Origin of the sequence: Rhizobium sp. LCM 4573 (assembly GCF_001854865.1) — a bacterium.
Lineage (GTDB): Bacteria > Pseudomonadota > Alphaproteobacteria > Rhizobiales > Rhizobiaceae > Neorhizobium.
In genome coordinates this window covers 213,066-227,343 of sequence record NZ_MDDW01000001.1, presented here as the reverse complement: position 1 = coordinate 227,343, position 14,278 = coordinate 213,066, and the positions used below count along the sequence as shown (strand labels likewise).

At 62.7% G+C, this 14,278-nt stretch carries 18 protein-coding genes; 6 read left to right on the top strand and 12 right to left on the bottom strand.

Going from position 1 to position 14,278, the window contains the following annotated elements; genetic code table 11:
* Nucleotides 1–22: 22 nt before the first annotated feature.
* From LCM4573_RS27060 to lgt, 7 genes are all read right to left on the bottom strand, one after another.
* Nucleotides 23–538 carry a Kazal-type serine protease inhibitor domain-containing protein gene (locus tag LCM4573_RS27060; RefSeq protein WP_083347268.1) on the bottom strand — a complete coding sequence of 172 codons (516 nt, stop codon included), beginning with the start codon at nt 536–538 and terminating at the stop codon, nt 23–25.
* A 97-nt stretch (nt 539–635) separates the two neighbouring features.
* Nucleotides 636–1,568 carry a ribose-phosphate pyrophosphokinase gene (locus tag LCM4573_RS01160; RefSeq protein ID WP_071004014.1) on the bottom strand — a complete coding sequence of 311 codons (933 nt, stop codon included), beginning with the start codon at nt 1,566–1,568 and terminating at the stop codon, nt 636–638.
* Between the two features lie 122 nt (nt 1,569–1,690).
* Nucleotides 1,691–2,419, bottom strand: coding sequence for a hypothetical protein (locus tag LCM4573_RS01155; protein WP_071004013.1), 729 nt, complete (start codon nt 2,417–2,419; stop codon nt 1,691–1,693).
* 114 nt (nt 2,420–2,533) lie between these two features.
* Complete coding sequence (locus LCM4573_RS01150; RefSeq protein ID WP_071004012.1) at nt 2,534–3,685, bottom strand: Xaa-Pro peptidase family protein; 1,152 nt, start codon at nt 3,683–3,685, stop codon at nt 2,534–2,536.
* A gap of 1 nt (nt 3,686) precedes the next feature.
* Complete coding sequence (gene pgeF / locus LCM4573_RS01145; RefSeq protein ID WP_071005097.1) at nt 3,687–4,481, bottom strand: peptidoglycan editing factor PgeF; 795 nt, start codon at nt 4,479–4,481, stop codon at nt 3,687–3,689.
* A gap of 123 nt (nt 4,482–4,604) precedes the next feature.
* Entirely contained in the window at nt 4,605–5,705 is a 1,101-nt protein-coding gene (locus LCM4573_RS01140) for a class I SAM-dependent methyltransferase (RefSeq protein WP_071004011.1), read from the bottom strand.
* 16 nt (nt 5,706–5,721) lie between these two features.
* Nucleotides 5,722–6,531, bottom strand: a complete 810-nt coding sequence (gene lgt, locus LCM4573_RS01135; RefSeq protein WP_071005096.1) for a prolipoprotein diacylglyceryl transferase — start codon at nt 6,529–6,531, stop codon at nt 5,722–5,724.
* 207 nt (nt 6,532–6,738) lie between these two features.
* On the opposite strand from lgt, the gene LCM4573_RS01130 reads away from it, so the two are divergent.
* The 4 genes from LCM4573_RS01130 to LCM4573_RS01115 all read left to right on the top strand — a co-directional run bounded on the left by LCM4573_RS01130 (nt 6,739) and on the right by LCM4573_RS01115 (nt 9,076).
* Entirely contained in the window at nt 6,739–6,999 is a 261-nt protein-coding gene (locus LCM4573_RS01130; RefSeq protein WP_071004010.1) for an accessory factor UbiK family protein, read from the top strand.
* Between the two features lie 403 nt (nt 7,000–7,402).
* Nucleotides 7,403–7,903, top strand: coding sequence for a YbjN domain-containing protein (locus LCM4573_RS01125; protein ID WP_071004009.1), 501 nt, complete (start codon nt 7,403–7,405; stop codon nt 7,901–7,903).
* A complete protein-coding gene (gene proC / locus LCM4573_RS01120; protein WP_083347312.1) occupies nt 7,900–8,721 on the top strand; it encodes a pyrroline-5-carboxylate reductase in 822 nt (273 codons plus the stop codon). Before LCM4573_RS01125 ends, proC begins: the two co-directional genes overlap by 4 nt.
* Nucleotides 8,722–8,734: 13 nt before the next feature.
* The gene (locus LCM4573_RS01115) at nt 8,735–9,076 is read left to right on the top strand and encodes a tRNA-binding protein (RefSeq protein WP_071004008.1); all 342 of its coding nucleotides are present in this window, start codon (nt 8,735–8,737) and stop codon (nt 9,074–9,076) included.
* Nucleotides 9,077–9,082: 6 nt separating this feature from the next.
* Here the strand turns inward: LCM4573_RS01115 and LCM4573_RS01110 are convergent, their stop codons facing one another.
* From LCM4573_RS01110 to LCM4573_RS01090, 5 genes are all read right to left on the bottom strand, one after another.
* Nucleotides 9,083–9,664 (bottom strand): DUF1349 domain-containing protein, encoded by a 582-nt coding sequence (locus tag LCM4573_RS01110; protein WP_071004007.1) that lies wholly within the window; start codon nt 9,662–9,664, stop codon nt 9,083–9,085.
* Between the two features lie 25 nt (nt 9,665–9,689).
* Nucleotides 9,690–11,072 (bottom strand): ATP-binding protein, encoded by a 1,383-nt coding sequence (locus LCM4573_RS01105; protein WP_071004006.1) that lies wholly within the window; start codon nt 11,070–11,072, stop codon nt 9,690–9,692.
* Nucleotides 11,073–11,101: 29 nt separating this feature from the next.
* Nucleotides 11,102–11,800, bottom strand: a complete 699-nt coding sequence (locus LCM4573_RS01100; protein ID WP_071004005.1) for a response regulator — start codon at nt 11,798–11,800, stop codon at nt 11,102–11,104.
* The gene (locus LCM4573_RS01095; protein WP_071004004.1) at nt 11,801–12,268 is read right to left on the bottom strand and encodes a MarR family winged helix-turn-helix transcriptional regulator; all 468 of its coding nucleotides are present in this window, start codon (nt 12,266–12,268) and stop codon (nt 11,801–11,803) included.
* Between the two features lie 253 nt (nt 12,269–12,521).
* Nucleotides 12,522–13,133 (bottom strand): DUF1236 domain-containing protein, encoded by a 612-nt coding sequence (locus LCM4573_RS01090; protein WP_071004003.1) that lies wholly within the window; start codon nt 13,131–13,133, stop codon nt 12,522–12,524.
* 196 nt (nt 13,134–13,329) lie between these two features.
* Between LCM4573_RS01090 and LCM4573_RS01085 the strand changes: the two genes are divergently transcribed.
* Both LCM4573_RS01085 and LCM4573_RS01080 read left to right on the top strand, forming a co-directional pair.
* Entirely contained in the window at nt 13,330–13,515 is a 186-nt protein-coding gene (locus tag LCM4573_RS01085) for a hypothetical protein (RefSeq protein ID WP_071004002.1), read from the top strand.
* A gap of 73 nt (nt 13,516–13,588) precedes the next feature.
* Nucleotides 13,589–14,236, top strand: coding sequence for an MBL fold metallo-hydrolase (locus LCM4573_RS01080; RefSeq protein WP_071004001.1), 648 nt, complete (start codon nt 13,589–13,591; stop codon nt 14,234–14,236).
* Nucleotides 14,237–14,278: the final 42 nt, after the last annotated feature.

The following is a 14,278-nucleotide window of genomic DNA, read 5'->3' as shown; positions in this document are numbered from 1 at the left end:
AAAACGGTGATGAAGCTGCCGGTTATCTGCGGCACTCGCCGGGAGCGATAATGCGGAAGCCGCTGTTCCGTGCTTCGCAGGCGTTCGGGAAAGTCTGCTGCTGGCGGCCGCGCTCTGCGCAGACGGGGTTATATTCGCGCGTACACATGCCGCCCGGACGTTCCGGCCTATCAGGTCTGTCTGGCCTGTCGGGTCTATCCGGTCTTCCCGGTCCGCCCGGCCAATCGGGACGCTCCGGTCGATCCGGCCTGCCTGGCCGATCCGGCCGGGAAGGGCGGCACTCACCCCGCCCGATGATGTCGAAGCCGCTGGCTCTTGCCTGGCAGGCGTTGCTGAAAGTCTGAAGACGTCCGCCGCGTTCGCCGCAGACCGGCGCATATTCCATCGTGCACATCTGCGGTGGGCGGGGCCGCGGTCTATCGGGCGGCGGAAAGCCAGGACCCGGACCCGGGCCGTAGCCGCCATCGACCGTGCAGGCCGACAGCAGGGGGAGAAGTACCAAGGCAAGCCTTTTCGGCTGCAACAAACCGGTGAGCATCAGATTTCCCTCTCGATGCGATCGATGTTCCCGGCAACCTAGCCGAGTCGTCGCAAAGCGAGAAGTTATGATAGTCCCGGAAAACTTCCAGTTTAGTTCAATCGAAAAGGCTGGAGACGGACTCTTCGAGCGCCGTTCGATTGATCGCTTCTCCGAGGAGGTTGGCGGTCGTCACCACGCGGATATTGGGGGCCGACTGCACAGCCGTGGTGGGCTGGATGGAGTCTGTGATGACCAGTTCCCGCAGCTTGGAGGCGGAAATGCGGGCGACCGCGCCACCCGAAAGAACACCGTGGGTGATATAGGCGGTCACGCTGGTTGCGCCATGCTTGAGAAGCGCCTCGGCGGCGTTGCACAAGGTGCCGCCGGAATCGACGATATCGTCGATCAGCAGACAGTCCTTGCCGTGAACTTCACCGATGACGTTCATCACCTCGGATTCGCCGGCGCGCTCGCGCCGCTTGTCGACGATCGCAAGCTGGCAGTCCAGGCGCTTGGCGAGCGAGCGGGCACGCACCACGCCGCCGACGTCCGGCGACACGACCATGACGTTTTTCAGATCGTAATTTTCCTTCACGTCGCGCGCGAGGATGGGCACGGCGAAGAGATTGTCGGTAGGAATGTCGAAGAACCCCTGGATCTGGCCGGCGTGCAAATCAAGGGTTAGAACGCGGTCGGCGCCGGCTTCGGTGATGAGGTTGGCGACAAGCTTTGCCGAAATCGGGGTGCGGGGGCCGGCTTTGCGGTCCTGGCGGGCATAGCCGAAATAGGGAAGGACCGCCGTGATGCGCCGCGCTGAAGATCGACGGAAGGCGTCGATCATGATCAGCAGTTCCATCAGGTGATCGTTGGCGGGAAACGAAGTGGACTGGATGACGAAGACGTCCTCGCCACGCACGTTTTCCTGAATCTCTACGAAAATTTCCTGGTCCGCAAAGCGTTTGACGCTGRCTTTTCCGAGTGGGACGTTGAGATAGTTGCAGATCGCGTCGGCTAGGTGCCGGTTCGAATTGCCTGCGAAAACCTTCATTGCGGTCCGCCTATTTTGTAGCTGGATGGGCGCCTTTTACCGCTGCCGCCTTCGAATGCAAGAGCGTTTGGAACGCGGTCGCTCATTTTTATGAAGAATCTGTGATCAACGCACTGTGTTCGTCAAGCCGAGGTCCGGCGCCAGTTCAGATATTCACTGATCGTCTTGGCGGCGATCCCCTCCATCGTCGCGGCCGGTACCGCGGCCCAAGGGTCCTGGCCGCTGGAGGGGACGCTTTCCTGTCCCTGCAGGCGATGCAGCCGCGTGCCGGCGCTGTCGAGAATATCCCACACATAGACGACGGTTACCTTGCCGCCGTCGCTGAACGCGGAAAAATAGCCCTTCAGGATATGGTCGGTGCTGTTGTCGCCCGAGGCGCGGATCGTCAGGCCACTGGCTCTGGCCTGTGCGCCGAGCTGCCGGGAAAGCGGCGTTACCGCCTGGATGGGGGCGCCGATGATGGGCAGGAAGCGGATGCTGCCTGCCGCCGAGGAAGGTGGCGGCAGGGAGGCGCTCTGTTGCGGGGCCGCCTGCTGCTGGCCCTGTCCTCCAGGCGGCGGGCCGGACGAGGCGGGCGAAACCGCGCTGCCGTCCTGCAGCGCCTGGGCCTGGGCTTCCAGCGTATTCTGCGGCGAGGCGCGGCTGCCGCCGCCCTGCGGGTAGCTTCTGCTGCTGTAGCTTTCCGGCTGGGCGGAGAGCGCCATGCGATCGGTGTCGGCCTGGGTGACGGGCGTCGAGGGCGTGGTGCCCCCGCCGACATCTACCTGCGGCGTCAGAGCGTCGCTGGTATTGCAGGACGTCAGCGCCAGCACCAGCAGCAAGGCGGAAATCGCCATCCCGAACCGCCGCATGCCCCGCCTCCTCTCGTCACCCGTCAAGAACCGCAAAGTCGCGCAAACTTACGGGCGGCATTCCCGGTGTGTCAATCCGGGACGCTGGCCGGGACGCCGGGAAGGTCGGTCGGCCTAACGGACGATCAAATCGAGCCCGTGGCGCGACAAGGGTTTCGGGTCGCCCTCGCTCGTCAGATACGTATGGCCGAGGGTCATGGCGACGCCGGCATCTGAATCCATGATGATCATGTGAACGAAGAGCGTCATGTCGGGTAGGATTTCCTGCGGATTGCCGACATGGAACATCTGATGCTCCATCCACGAGGGGGAGAAGCGCGCGCCGAGCGAGTAGCCGCAGGCGTTGAGACGATGGCGCGTGAGGCCGCGATCGTCGAGGATGCGGGCATGGGTGTCGAAGACATCCCCGAAGGTATGGCCGGGACGGAGCACTTGCTCGATCGCGGTAATCGTTTCGCGGCAGGCGTTATAGAGCTCGCGCTGGCGGAGGCTCGGCTCGCCGATGACGACGGTCCGCATCATGGCGGCATGATAATGCGCGCTGGCGCCCGCCCATTCGAGCGTGAGCTGGTCGCTGGCATCCAGCTTGCGGCGGCCTGCCTTGTAGCGGCAGAGGAGGGCATCGACGCCCGAGCCGATGATGAATTCGTTGGCCGGATAATCCCCGCCGCCGGAGAAGATCGCGCCCTGCATGGTGGCCAGGATATCGGCCTCGTCGCCGCCCGCCTTGGCGAGCGGCAGGGCGGCATCGAGCGCGTCGTCAGCGAGTTCGGCAGCGCGCACGGCATAGGCGATCTCGGCGGGACYTTTCACGAGACGCAGCGTGCTGACCAGATAGGAGGCGTCGACGATCTGGCCGAAGCTCCCCAGCTGGTTGTCGATAAGGCGGGCAACGCGGCCGGTCATGCCGTGGGTATCGTATTCGATGCCGATCCGCATGCCGAGCAGATCCATGTCGCTCAGAAGGTTCTTCAGATCGAGCGTCGGATCGGCATTCACCCGGTCGACCCAGACGACGATATTCTCGATGACCGACGTGTGGCGCGCCTGACGCAGGTCCGCGGAGCGGGTGAGAAGCGTCATGGTGCCGTCGGCCTTGACCACAAGCGTCTGGAAGAAGCAGTAGCCGAAGGTGTCGTAACCGGTGAGCCAATACATGCTCTCCTGCGCGAAAAGCAGCAGGGCATCGAGCTTTTCGGCGCGCATTCTTTCCGTCAGGCGTGCGAGCCTGTCGGCATATTCGCTCCTCTCGAAATGCAGGGCCATATCACTTCTCCACGATTGCGATGGCTGAAATCTGCCGACCATAGTCCGGCTCTCCGGCATGGGTGGTGCGGCGGTAGGAAAAAAATCTCTCGGTGTCGGGATAAGTGTCGAGCTTCAGGTTTTCCGCCTTCGCGCCGGCTGCCGTGAGCCGTTTGATGGTGAGCGACGGCAAGTCGAACATGGCGTGGCCGGCCTTCGGCGATGGCGAAAAGAAGACTTCGTAGGAAGGATCGAAATTCAGGAAGCGCTCCACGAATTCCGGCCCTACTTCGTAGCTTGCCGGGCCGATCGAAGGGCCGAGGCAGGCGGTGATCTTCTCGCGTTCGGCCCCGAGGGAAACCATGGCCTCGATCGTGTTTTCAAGCACCCCACCGAGCGCGCCTTTCCAGCCCGCGTGGGCCGCGCCGACGACACCGTTCTCGTGATCGGCGAAGAGAACGGGGCCGCAATCGGCCGCGAGTACGCCGAGGATGACACCCGGCACAGAGGTGACCATCGCATCGGCCTTGGGCCGTTCGCCCGCATAGGTCTCGTCCATCACGATCACGTCAGGCGAGTGGACCTGATGCACCGTTGCAAGCTTTTCCACTGGAAGATCGAACCAGCGAGCGACGCGGGCGCGATTTTCCGCCACATGCTCGCGTTCATCCTGCGACCCCAGCCCAACGTTCAAGCCCGCATAGATACCTTGCGAAACGCCGCCCCGGCGGGTGAAGAAACCATGGCGGATGCGGCCGTCGCCTTTGGCCGCCAGAAGCGGACTTTCGATCGGCGTCGGCAAGGGGCTTTCCTGCATCGCGTTGTGCATCCCGTTGATTTTATGAGATTTTGTGCGTCGCCCAACTGGGCGCCCGCTGCTTCGGTCCATTGGAGAGTGGCCCAGGCAAAGGGCTGATGTCAATCGGGTGCGGCGTGCGTTTCAGCCGACCGGCCGGAAGGGCATCAGATCGAGCGCTGGACTGGAGACGGCGATCAGCTTGAAAAGCTCGCCCATCTTGCCGGCTCCTTCGCCGGCCAGCCGATCGACGGCCGCGGCGATAAGGTTCCGCTCGGAGGCCTCCTTGCCGCGCGAGAGAGCGGCGGCGCGCTCGGCAAGTCCCAATCGGTAGAGGAATTCGCCCTGCCGCAGGCCGCCGTTCAGATGGACGCCGGAGGAGAGGGCAACCCTCGCGAGGCTCTCGAAATCCACATGGCTGGTCAGGTCCACCTCGCCGGGATGGGCGAGGGGCGGATCGTAGTCATGGCGGCGCACCGCCTGCAGGGTGTCGCCAAACCCGGTGACAAGATGGCCATAGTCTATGACGAGCGCGGTCCCGCCCGAGGCCTTGAGCCTCTCGCAAATCGTCTGCATCACGGCTTCGCGGGCCGGGGCGATCTCGAAAATCGTTCCTTCCGGAATGGAGGCGGCCGGGCTCGGAAGCAGTTGCGGATCGAGCGTGGCGATGCCTGCCGCAAAGGTGAGTTCGCCCGCGGCGTCGAGCCCCACCACGCGTTCGCGAAAGCCGGTTGCCGTCTTGACGAACTGGCGGATCGGGATGGCGTCGAAAAGCTCGTTGGCGGCGATCAGTGTGAAGCCTTCCGGCACGTTCTCGAAACTGTCGTGCCAGGAGAGCAGCGTGGAATAGGCCTCCAGCGTGATGCGCTGCACGCCGCGAAGCCGCTCGCTGGTTTCCACAAGGTGAACGCTCAAGCCTTCGAAGAGGGGCGGCGCAATGCGTTTGATGACCCGCAGCATATCAGCCATCATCGTGCCACGGCCGGGGCCTATCTCGACGAGGCGCACGGCGGAGGGCGCGCCATGGCGCTGCCAGGCATGCACCATGAAGACGCCCACCATCTCGCCGAAAAGCTGGCTGATTTCCGGGGCGGTGATGAAATCCCCATCGTGGCCGAAGGGTTCGCGGGTGCGATAATAGCCGTATTCCGGATCGGCGAGGCAGATCGCGAAATAATCGGCGATGCTGATCGGGCCGTTCGCCCGGATAAGATCCTTGATCTTGCCGGCGAGGGGAGTGCTCATGGTTGCCTCGGCCAGGTTATGCTGCCGCCCTGCGGGCACGGAAGATCGCCCAGAGGCCGACGAGGAACATGGGCAGGGAGAGTACCATTCCCATGGTGAGCCAGCCAGTGCCGAGCAGATAGCCGAGCTGGGCGTCGGGCTCGCGGAAGAATTCCACGAAGATGCGGGCGAGCGCATAGCCACAGACGAAGGTGCCGGAGATCACGCCGGGCGTCTTCAAGGCTTTCAGTCCATGCGTCAGCAGGCGCAGAACGAGGAAGAGCACGATTCCCTCCAGCGCGGCTTCATAAAGCTGGCTCGGATGGCGAGCGAACGGTCCGCCGGTCGGGAAAACGACCGCCCAGGGCACATCCGCTAGCCGGCCCCACAATTCGCCGTTGATGAAATTGGCGATCCGCCCGAAGAACAGGCCGATCGGCACGACGGCGGCGACGATATCGAACATGCTCCAGACGGGGATACCGTTGCGGCGGGCAAACAGGATCATCGCCAGCGTCGCGCCGATGAAGCCGCCGTGGAAGGACATGCCGCCGTTCCAGATCTCGAAGGCGCGAAGCGGATTGGCCGCGACCATCGGGAAATCGTAGAAAAGAATGTAGCCGATGCGCCCGCCAAGCACGATGCCGGCGGCGACCCAGACCAGGAAGTCGTCGAGATGGGTGGCCGTTATCGGGGACTGGCCATTCTTCCAGAGCGAGGCGTTGGCCGCCAGGCGGCGGGCATAGAGCCAGCCGAGCAGGATGCCAGCCACATAGGCAAGGCCATACCAGTGAACCGAAAGAGGACCGATAGAGAATGCCACCGGGTCGATATCCGGGAACGGCATGAGTGCGAAAAGATGAAGTGCTTCGTACAAGTTACAAGGTTCCGCTGGCGTCTGACGACATTGCGCGGAACATGGCGTTGCCGCTTTCGGCGGTCAAGGCGAATTTCTCCGCGACGGATTGGACGCTTGCAAGCTTGGCCAGCAGGCCCTACTTCATCCACAGAGAGTTATGTCGCCGGTTCCGGCGCAATGATGGAGTTTGAGACCATGTCAACCGGTACCAACCGCATCCTCGACGATTTCGCCCGGCTGATGACCGATGCGGCCGGCGCGGCGCAGGGCGTGCGCAAGGAAGTCGAGACCGCCTTCCATGCCCAGGCGGAGCGTTTCCTCAACAGCATGGACGTGGTGAAGCGCGAGGAGTTCGAGGCCGTTCGGGAAATGGCCGCCCGCGCCCGCGACGAGAACGAGGCGCTGAAGGCGAGGATAGACGCGCTCGAAGCCAAGCTCGCCAGCCGGAAGGGCTGATCTGAATTCGATTCTCGCCGCCGCGGCCGTTGCGCCGCGGCGTGCCTGCCGCGGTTTCGTCTGCCCCCTTCGGTTTTGCGTTTTCCGACAAAAATTCGCCGCTTGTGGACACTTCCAAAAAAGCCAGTTTCCAGAGTCGCTTAGGACTCCATTCTGATCTCCGGTGAGAACAGCTTTCAACAACCCTGCTGTTAAAATCATGGCTAAGGGGCTGGCAGTCGGACTCCGTCACTATACACTGATTTTAAATGATGATTCGAAACGAAACTGGTAAGCTCCAGACAGGGTGACTGCGTTATTCTGGCGGCGTCGGGCGATCATCTGAAGTGTTTGTTCCCGGTCTGTGTCTCGCGTTTTGGTGTTTTCGCACAAATCGCATTCATTCCGGTCAAGAAGGTGCCGCATGAGCCTTATGGAAATGGATATTGAACGTCAGTCGAATCCGGTCGACATGATCGAATTCGTCGCTGCCTCGAACGACTGGACGTTCGAACGGTCCGGCGAGGATGAGATTGCCATGACCGTGGAAGGCCGCTGGGCGGACTACCACGTTTCCTTCTCCTGGATGGAGGAATTCGAAGCCCTGCATCTGGCCTGCGCTTTCGACATCAAGGTTCCCGATATCCGGGTGAACGAAGTCATCCGGCTGCTTTCGCATGTAAACGGGCAGGTGCTCATGGGGCATTTCGACCTGTGGCGGCAGGAGGATGTGGTGATCTTCCGCCAGTCGCTACTTCTCGCGGGCGGCGCGGAGCCGACCAACCAGCAGGTGGAAGTGCTGCTCTCCAATGCGCTCGAGACCTGCGAAACCTATTTCCAGGCGTTCCAGTTCGTCGTCTGGTCGGGCATGGAAGCCAAGGCCGCGATGGATGCCGTGTTGTTCGAGACCGTAGGGGAGGCCTGACGGTGGGGACATCTACTCCCTCGATCGTGCTCGTCGGCGCCGGCAATATGGGCGGCGCCATGCTCTCCGGCTGGCTCCGCAACGGCGTTCCGGGTTCTTCCGTCACGGTGATCGACCCGTCGCCTTCCGAAGCGATGCGGAAGACCATCACGGAGGCGGGCGCGCGGCATTTGACAGCGGCATCTGAGGGCCGGGCTGCCGATATTCTCTTCCTCGCGGTAAAGCCACAGGTCATGGAGGCGGTTCTGCCGCCCTTGAAGTCCGTGGTCGGGGAAAACACCGTCGTCGTCTCGGTTGCCGCCGGCAAGACGCTTGCCTTCCTGGAAGGGCATCTCGGCGAGGCGGCGATGGTGCGCGCCATGCCCAATACTCCGGCCATGGTGGGGCGCGGTGTGACGGGCGCCTACGCCAATCCGAAAGTTTCCGATAGCCAGCGGGAGCAGGTCCAGGCTCTGTTGAGGGTCAGCGGACCGGTGGAATGGGTGGCGAGCGAAAGCGATATCGATGCCGTTACCGCGGTTTCGGGTAGCGGTCCTGCCTATGTCTTCTATCTCGTGGAGTGCATGGCGGAAGCGGGCCGAAAGCTCGGCCTGCCGGCGGACCTCGCCATGCGGCTCGCGCGGGAAACCGTCTCGGGGGCTGGTGAATTGCTGCACCAGTCCCCCGAAGACGCTTCGAAGCTTCGCCAGAACGTGACTTCTCCCGGAGGCACGACGGCTGCCGCTCTTGCGGTACTGATGGCCGAGGACGGCATGCAGCCGCTCTTCGACGAGGCGATCGCCGCTGCCCGCAAGCGGGCGCAAGAACTGGGAAGCTGAGGCGGGTTACACAATGAGCAACGAGATCACCTATGGCGATTTCGAGAAGGTGGACATTCGCGTCGGCACCATCGTCGAGGCGGAACCCTTTCCGGAGGCGCGCAAGCCGGCCTTCAAGCTGAAGATCGACTTCGGCCCGGAAATCGGCATCAAGAAATCATCCGCGCAGATCACCGTGCACTACACGCCGGAAACGCTCGTCGGGCGGCAAGTATTGGGCGTCGTGAATTTCCCGCCGCGACAGATCGGTCCCGTGCGATCCGAAGTGCTGACCCTCGGCTTTGAGGACGAAAACGGCGCTATCGTGCTGGCTGCGGTCGAGCAGGGTGTACCGAACGGCAGGAAGCTGATGTAGCTCGCGTCAGTGGATCTCGCGTGTGACGGGATCGGTCAGGCTGAACGAGTTGAACTCCACCCCGAAACCTTCCCGCTGCGGCGAGCAGAAGGCGATGCCGACGGCGACTTCGCGCGGGGCAGGTGGAAAATAGGCGAGCCGCGCCATGCGCCATTCCGCAAAGGCATCCGTGCGGTACTGGACGAAGAGCGCGTCGCCGAGGCGCGTCACGCGGACGAACATCTCCTCGAAATCTTGCGCTAGGCGGAAGGCGGACCAATCGGATTGGCCGTTCGTCACCACCACACTGAAATGCCGGGCTCCGTCGGTGAATTCGATGCCGCATTTCATCCAGTGGGTTTCGTCCTGGCGGATCATCAGCCCCGCCTGGTCATAGAGCGCCTCATAACACCCGACGAAAGAGGCCTCGGCGGTGAACTCGCCGCTCCACGGCCGATGGAGGAAATGGCCATTGTCGCGGTGGAAGCCGTAATAGGTGCCTTGCCAGAAATCGGTTTCTCGGCCGGAACGCAGGAACAGGCCGTTCGCCGTTTCGCGGACCTCGGGAGGCGGGTTGAGCCAGGTCATGGCGCGGGTATCGATCGGCATGAGGTTTCTCCCAAGATTGGCGGGATCAGGCAGGTATCCGTACGACGGCCCGCAAGCCGCCTCTCGGACTATCCGCCAGCGTAACGTTGCCGCCGTGCGAGCGGGCGATATCGCGGGCGATGGCGAGACCAAGACCCGTTCCGGAAGCGTCGAGATTGCGGGCCTCGTCCAGGCGGAAGAAGGGTTTGAAGACATCCTCGCGCGCTTCGGCGGGTACGCCTGGACCGTCATCATCGAATGTCAGCGTCAGCCATTTGGCGCTGTGTCTGGCATCGACGTGCAGGGTTTCGGCATAGCGTTCGGCATTGCTCGCGAGGTTGTTGACGAGCCGGCTGAAGGCCTTTGGCCGAACCTCGACCTCGTCGTCGCCTTCGATCTCGTAGGTCATGGTCTTGCCGTGCAGGGCGAAATCGGCCCGCTGCCGTTCCAGAAGCTCGCTGAGCCTCACCGCGCCGACATCCTCTTCCTCCGCGTCGCTCTTGGCGAAGGCCAGATAGCCTTCGAGCATGGACTGCATGTCCTCGACATCCTGGCTCATGCCGTGGAGTTCCGGCTTGTCGCCGGCAAGCGCCAGTTGCAGCCTGAAGCGCGTGAGGATGGTCCTGAGATCGTGGCTCACACCGTTCAGCATGGCGGTGCGCTGTTCCATCTGCCGCTCGATGCGCTCCCGCATCTGAATGAATGCGAAGCCTGCACGGCGGATCTCCTCCGCGCCGCGAGGCGCGAAATCCGAGATCTTGTGGCCCTTGCCGAAACTTTCCGCGGCATCCGCAAGCGCGAGGATCGGCCGGATCTGGCCGCGCAGGAAGAGGACCGAGATGCCGATGAGCGCCAGAGCCGTGCCGACCATCCAGACGATGAAGATATGAGTGTTGGAGGCGTAGGTTTGATTACGGCGGGCAAAGACCCTCAGCACGCGGTCATCCATCTTGATGCGGATCTCGACCAACCGGCTCTCGCCGACCGTATCGATCCAGAACGGCAGGCGGATACGTTCGCTGATCTGTTCGACGAGGATGCTGTCTAGGAGGGAGAAGAACGGCTTCGGGCGTGGCGGCGGCAGCTCCCCGTTCTCCTCGATGGAGACGTTGAGCGCGAGGGTTTCTTCCGCGATCCGCACGATATCGTCGTAGTTGCCATCCTGCGGATAGGTCTGGATGACCTGGATGATCGCCGCGATATCCCGCGCGACGCCCTCCGAAAGCCGCTCAGTCACCATGCGCCAGTGCCGCTCCATGAAGACGGCCGCGACGACGCATTGCAGGAGAAGCATCGGAATGATGACGATGAGGACGGAGCGGGTATAGAGGCCGGTCGGCAGCCGGCGCTTCATCCAGCGGGTGGAGGCGCGCCAGCCGGGAATATTGAAACGGGAGATGTCGCGTCTCAGGGTATCGAATAATGCCATTACGCCTTCCCGCTTCCGGCCGGTGCCGGTCAGTCGATGCTCAGCCGGTACCCGATCCCGCGCACCGTCTGGAGATAGACCGGATTGGCCGGGTCGTCCTCGATCTTACGCCTCAACCGGTTGATCTGCACGTCGATCGTGCGCTCGCCGACATCCGCATCGTCGCCGATCAGCTCGTGGCGGGGAATGGTGTCGCCGGCGCGCAGGGCGAAGAGCAGCATGATTTCCTGCTCGCGATCGGTCAGCCGGATGGTCTCGGCGGCGCGCCGCAATTCCTTGCGCAGGATCGAGAAGGTGAAGGGGCCGAACATGACCTGCTCGATCTTCGGGGTATCGGGCGAAGCGTTGCGCCTGAGGATATTATTGATCCGGAGCACGAGTTCACGCGGATCGAATGGTTTGGGAAGATAGTCGTCGGCGCCGGCCTCCAGACCCGCGATACGCGATTCGGCCTCGGCGCGAGCCGTCAGCAGGATCACCGGAATGGTCTTTTGGCGATAGAGGTCCTCAGTCAGCGAGAGGCCGGATTCGCCGGGCATCATCACGTCGAGAATGATGAGATCGAAGCTCAGACCATCGAGCTTGCGGCGGGCTTCGGCCGCATCGGCCGCGACGGTAACCCGAAAACCCTGCTCCATCAGGTAGCGGTGCAGGAGATCGCGGATGCGTGTATCGTCATCCACGACCAGAAGATGGGGCGCGTCATCGGAAAGAACGGTCTTGTTCATTTATTCCAACTCGCTTTCTATGGTCTCCAGATCGGGGTTGCGGCCGCGCATGTGCCGCAGGAAATCCTTGATTGCATCGCGCGTCTCGGGCCTCATGCCTTCCATGGCCTGCGCGATACGGCGCGATTGCGGCTCGGAGAGGGCGAGCGCCAGTTCCCGGCCGGCAAGCGTCGGGTAGAGGCGACGCTGCCGGCGGTCCTTTGCGCCTGCCATCTGTCTAATGTAGCCGGATTCGATCAATTGTTTGAGCACCCGCGCAAGGCTCTGCTTGGTGATCTGCAGGGTATCCAGGAGATCGGTCACCATCATGCCCGGCTGGCGGCAGACGAAATAAACGACGCGGTGGTGCGCGCGTCCCATGCCGATCTTCGCCAGGATCGCGTCCGGATCGGAGATGAAATCGCGATAGGCGAAGAACAGCAGCTCGATCATTTCGAAGTCGATCTGGGCCTCATCGACCGCCGRCATGGGCGGGTGGACCTTCCTGACGGCTCTTTCCGTCGCTGCGCGTGCCACTTGCGGCTTTCCTTTCCCTCGGCGCCTGACCCTTAGCCAGGCTGGCGCTCTTCATGTTCGCGAACCGATTGTAGCTTACCCGCCACCGATAAAGCGCGAACCGGCTGAACAATCAACAGTATTGTTGGGAAAGGCGCATGTGCGGGAGCGATACGTCCCAAGATGGAAAAGGGCAGGGCGCTGCCTGAGCGCCCTGCCGAATGGACTAGTCATAGATGTGGACGATGCGGCGGGTGGCTGGGTCGACAAGAACGCGCCGATCGTTAACCACGACGTAGGAATAGTCGTAATCCGGCACTTCCTGGATGGTGACGCCAGGCGGGATGGTTGCGCCTATCGCCAGTTCATTGCGCACGTAGATCGGCTCGGCCGGATGCTGCTCGATATAGGTGATGACGGTTTCCGGCGGTTCGACTACCTCGACCTCCTCGACCGGACCAAGAAGCAGATCTCCGGGGGCGGGGGAGGCGGGCGCCACGCCTGAGGTCGTCTCGTAAGTGACGACGGGCACTTCATGCTGCGCCCGATATTCTTCGACCACGACCGGCGTGCCTTCGTGCTCGATGGTCAGGTATTCGGCGAATACCCAGCCGCGCATGCCGTTGACGTCGATACGGCACCAGCTGCTCCCCTGCATGCAGCCGTCGAGCATGGCCGGGCTGCCGCGCGTGGCGACTCCGACTTCCGGATATTCCTCGCCGGGACCGGAGCGCACCGTAATGTCGGAGGCTGTGGTGGCGGTCATTTGAGCCCAGGCGGGAAACGCCGCCGTCGCGAGGGCCGAGGCCGCAAACAGACATTTCAACCAGGTCTTCATGGTTCTTCTCCCTGATGTTGACTGGGAAGGACAACCCCCTCGGGCCGGGCTGGTTCCGTCGATGCGCAGGAAAGATGAAGCCCGGCGCGGAGCGCGGCGATCACGGCCGGCGGAACTTTCGGCCGCATCGTTCGTTGCCTTTCTCGAGCGGCAGGGGCGGCCGAAATGGATAAATCGGAGCATAGGGAGATAACGCATGACCCGCCCGACCTTTACCGACATTCCTGCCATCAAGGCGGAGACCGCAGCGCCCGCGCATCCCCTGCGCGTCGTATTGATCGCCGCCTTCACGCTCTCGACCGCCGTCTCGGTCCTGCTGCTCGGCATGGCATCGCTTGCCCCGCCGGCAGCCGAAAGTCCCGCCTATTCCGTCTCCGAGTGATTTTTCGGGCTGAAACAGGGGATGTTTCCCGCTATACCGGCGGGACGCATCATCCACCGCAAGCCGAGGCATCATGGGCAAGCTGCAGGCCGGCATCATCCCGGTCACACCATTCCAGCAGAACTGTACACTTCTCTTTGATACCGAGACTAAAGAAGGCGTGGTGATCGATCCCGGCGGCGACGTTTCGGCCATTGTCCAGGTGGTGCAGGAGAACGGCATAAAGCTCAGGGAAATCTGGCTTACCCATGGTCATATAGATCATGCCGGCGGTGCCGACGAGTTGCGCGAACTGCTCGGTATCAAGGTGATCGGACCTCACAAGGACGACCTGCCGCTCCTGGAACGGCTGGAAAAGCAGGCGGAACGTTTCGGCGTCTCCATGCCGGTGCGCAACGTCACGCCGGACCGCTGGCTGGAGGAGGGGGACACCGTTTCCTTCGGCGGGCATGTGTTCGAAGTTTTCCATACGCCGGGTCACGCGCCGGGGCATGTGATCTATTTCAATCGCGCGGAAGGCTTCGCCCATCTCGGGGATGTGCTCTTCAACGGCTCGATCGGCCGAACAGATCTGCCAGGCGGCGACCACGCCACGCTTCTTGCCTCTATCCGCGACAAGGTGCTGCCGCTCGGCGATGAAGTCGGCTTCATCTGCGGCCATGGCCCTGGCGGCCGGATTGGCGAGGAGCGGCGGACAAATCCATTCCTGCGCGGTCTCTGAACGCGCAGTTCTCCGCATAAAAAAACCCGGCATATCTGCCGG

Coding starts and splice junctions, on each gene's coding strand:
- LCM4573_RS27060 (WP_083347268.1), bottom strand. CDS start 538: ATGCTCACCGGTTTGTTGCAGCCGAAAAGGCTTGCCTTGGTACTTCTC.
- LCM4573_RS01100 (WP_071004005.1), bottom strand. CDS start 11,800: ATGAACAAGACCGTTCTTTCCGATGACGCGCCCCATCTTCTGGTCGTG.
- LCM4573_RS01105 (WP_071004006.1), bottom strand. CDS start 11,072: ATGGCATTATTCGATACCCTGAGACGCGACATCTCCCGTTTCAATATT.
- LCM4573_RS01115 (WP_071004008.1), top strand. CDS start 8,735: ATGAGCAACGAGATCACCTATGGCGATTTCGAGAAGGTGGACATTCGC.
- lgt (WP_071005096.1), bottom strand. CDS start 6,531: ATGCCGTTCCCGGATATCGACCCGGTGGCATTCTCTATCGGTCCTCTT.
- LCM4573_RS01140 (WP_071004011.1), bottom strand. CDS start 5,705: ATGAGCACTCCCCTCGCCGGCAAGATCAAGGATCTTATCCGGGCGAAC.
- LCM4573_RS01110 (WP_071004007.1), bottom strand. CDS start 9,664: ATGCCGATCGATACCCGCGCCATGACCTGGCTCAACCCGCCTCCCGAG.
- LCM4573_RS01090 (WP_071004003.1), bottom strand. CDS start 13,133: ATGAAGACCTGGTTGAAATGTCTGTTTGCGGCCTCGGCCCTCGCGACG.
- LCM4573_RS01130 (WP_071004010.1), top strand. CDS start 6,739: ATGTCAACCGGTACCAACCGCATCCTCGACGATTTCGCCCGGCTGATG.
- pgeF (WP_071005097.1), bottom strand. CDS start 4,481: ATGCAGGAAAGCCCCTTGCCGACGCCGATCGAAAGTCCGCTTCTGGCG.
- LCM4573_RS01155 (WP_071004013.1), bottom strand. CDS start 2,419: ATGCGGCGGTTCGGGATGGCGATTTCCGCCTTGCTGCTGGTGCTGGCG.
- LCM4573_RS01080 (WP_071004001.1), top strand. CDS start 13,589: ATGGGCAAGCTGCAGGCCGGCATCATCCCGGTCACACCATTCCAGCAG.
- LCM4573_RS01085 (WP_071004002.1), top strand. CDS start 13,330: ATGACCCGCCCGACCTTTACCGACATTCCTGCCATCAAGGCGGAGACC.
- LCM4573_RS01125 (WP_071004009.1), top strand. CDS start 7,403: ATGAGCCTTATGGAAATGGATATTGAACGTCAGTCGAATCCGGTCGAC.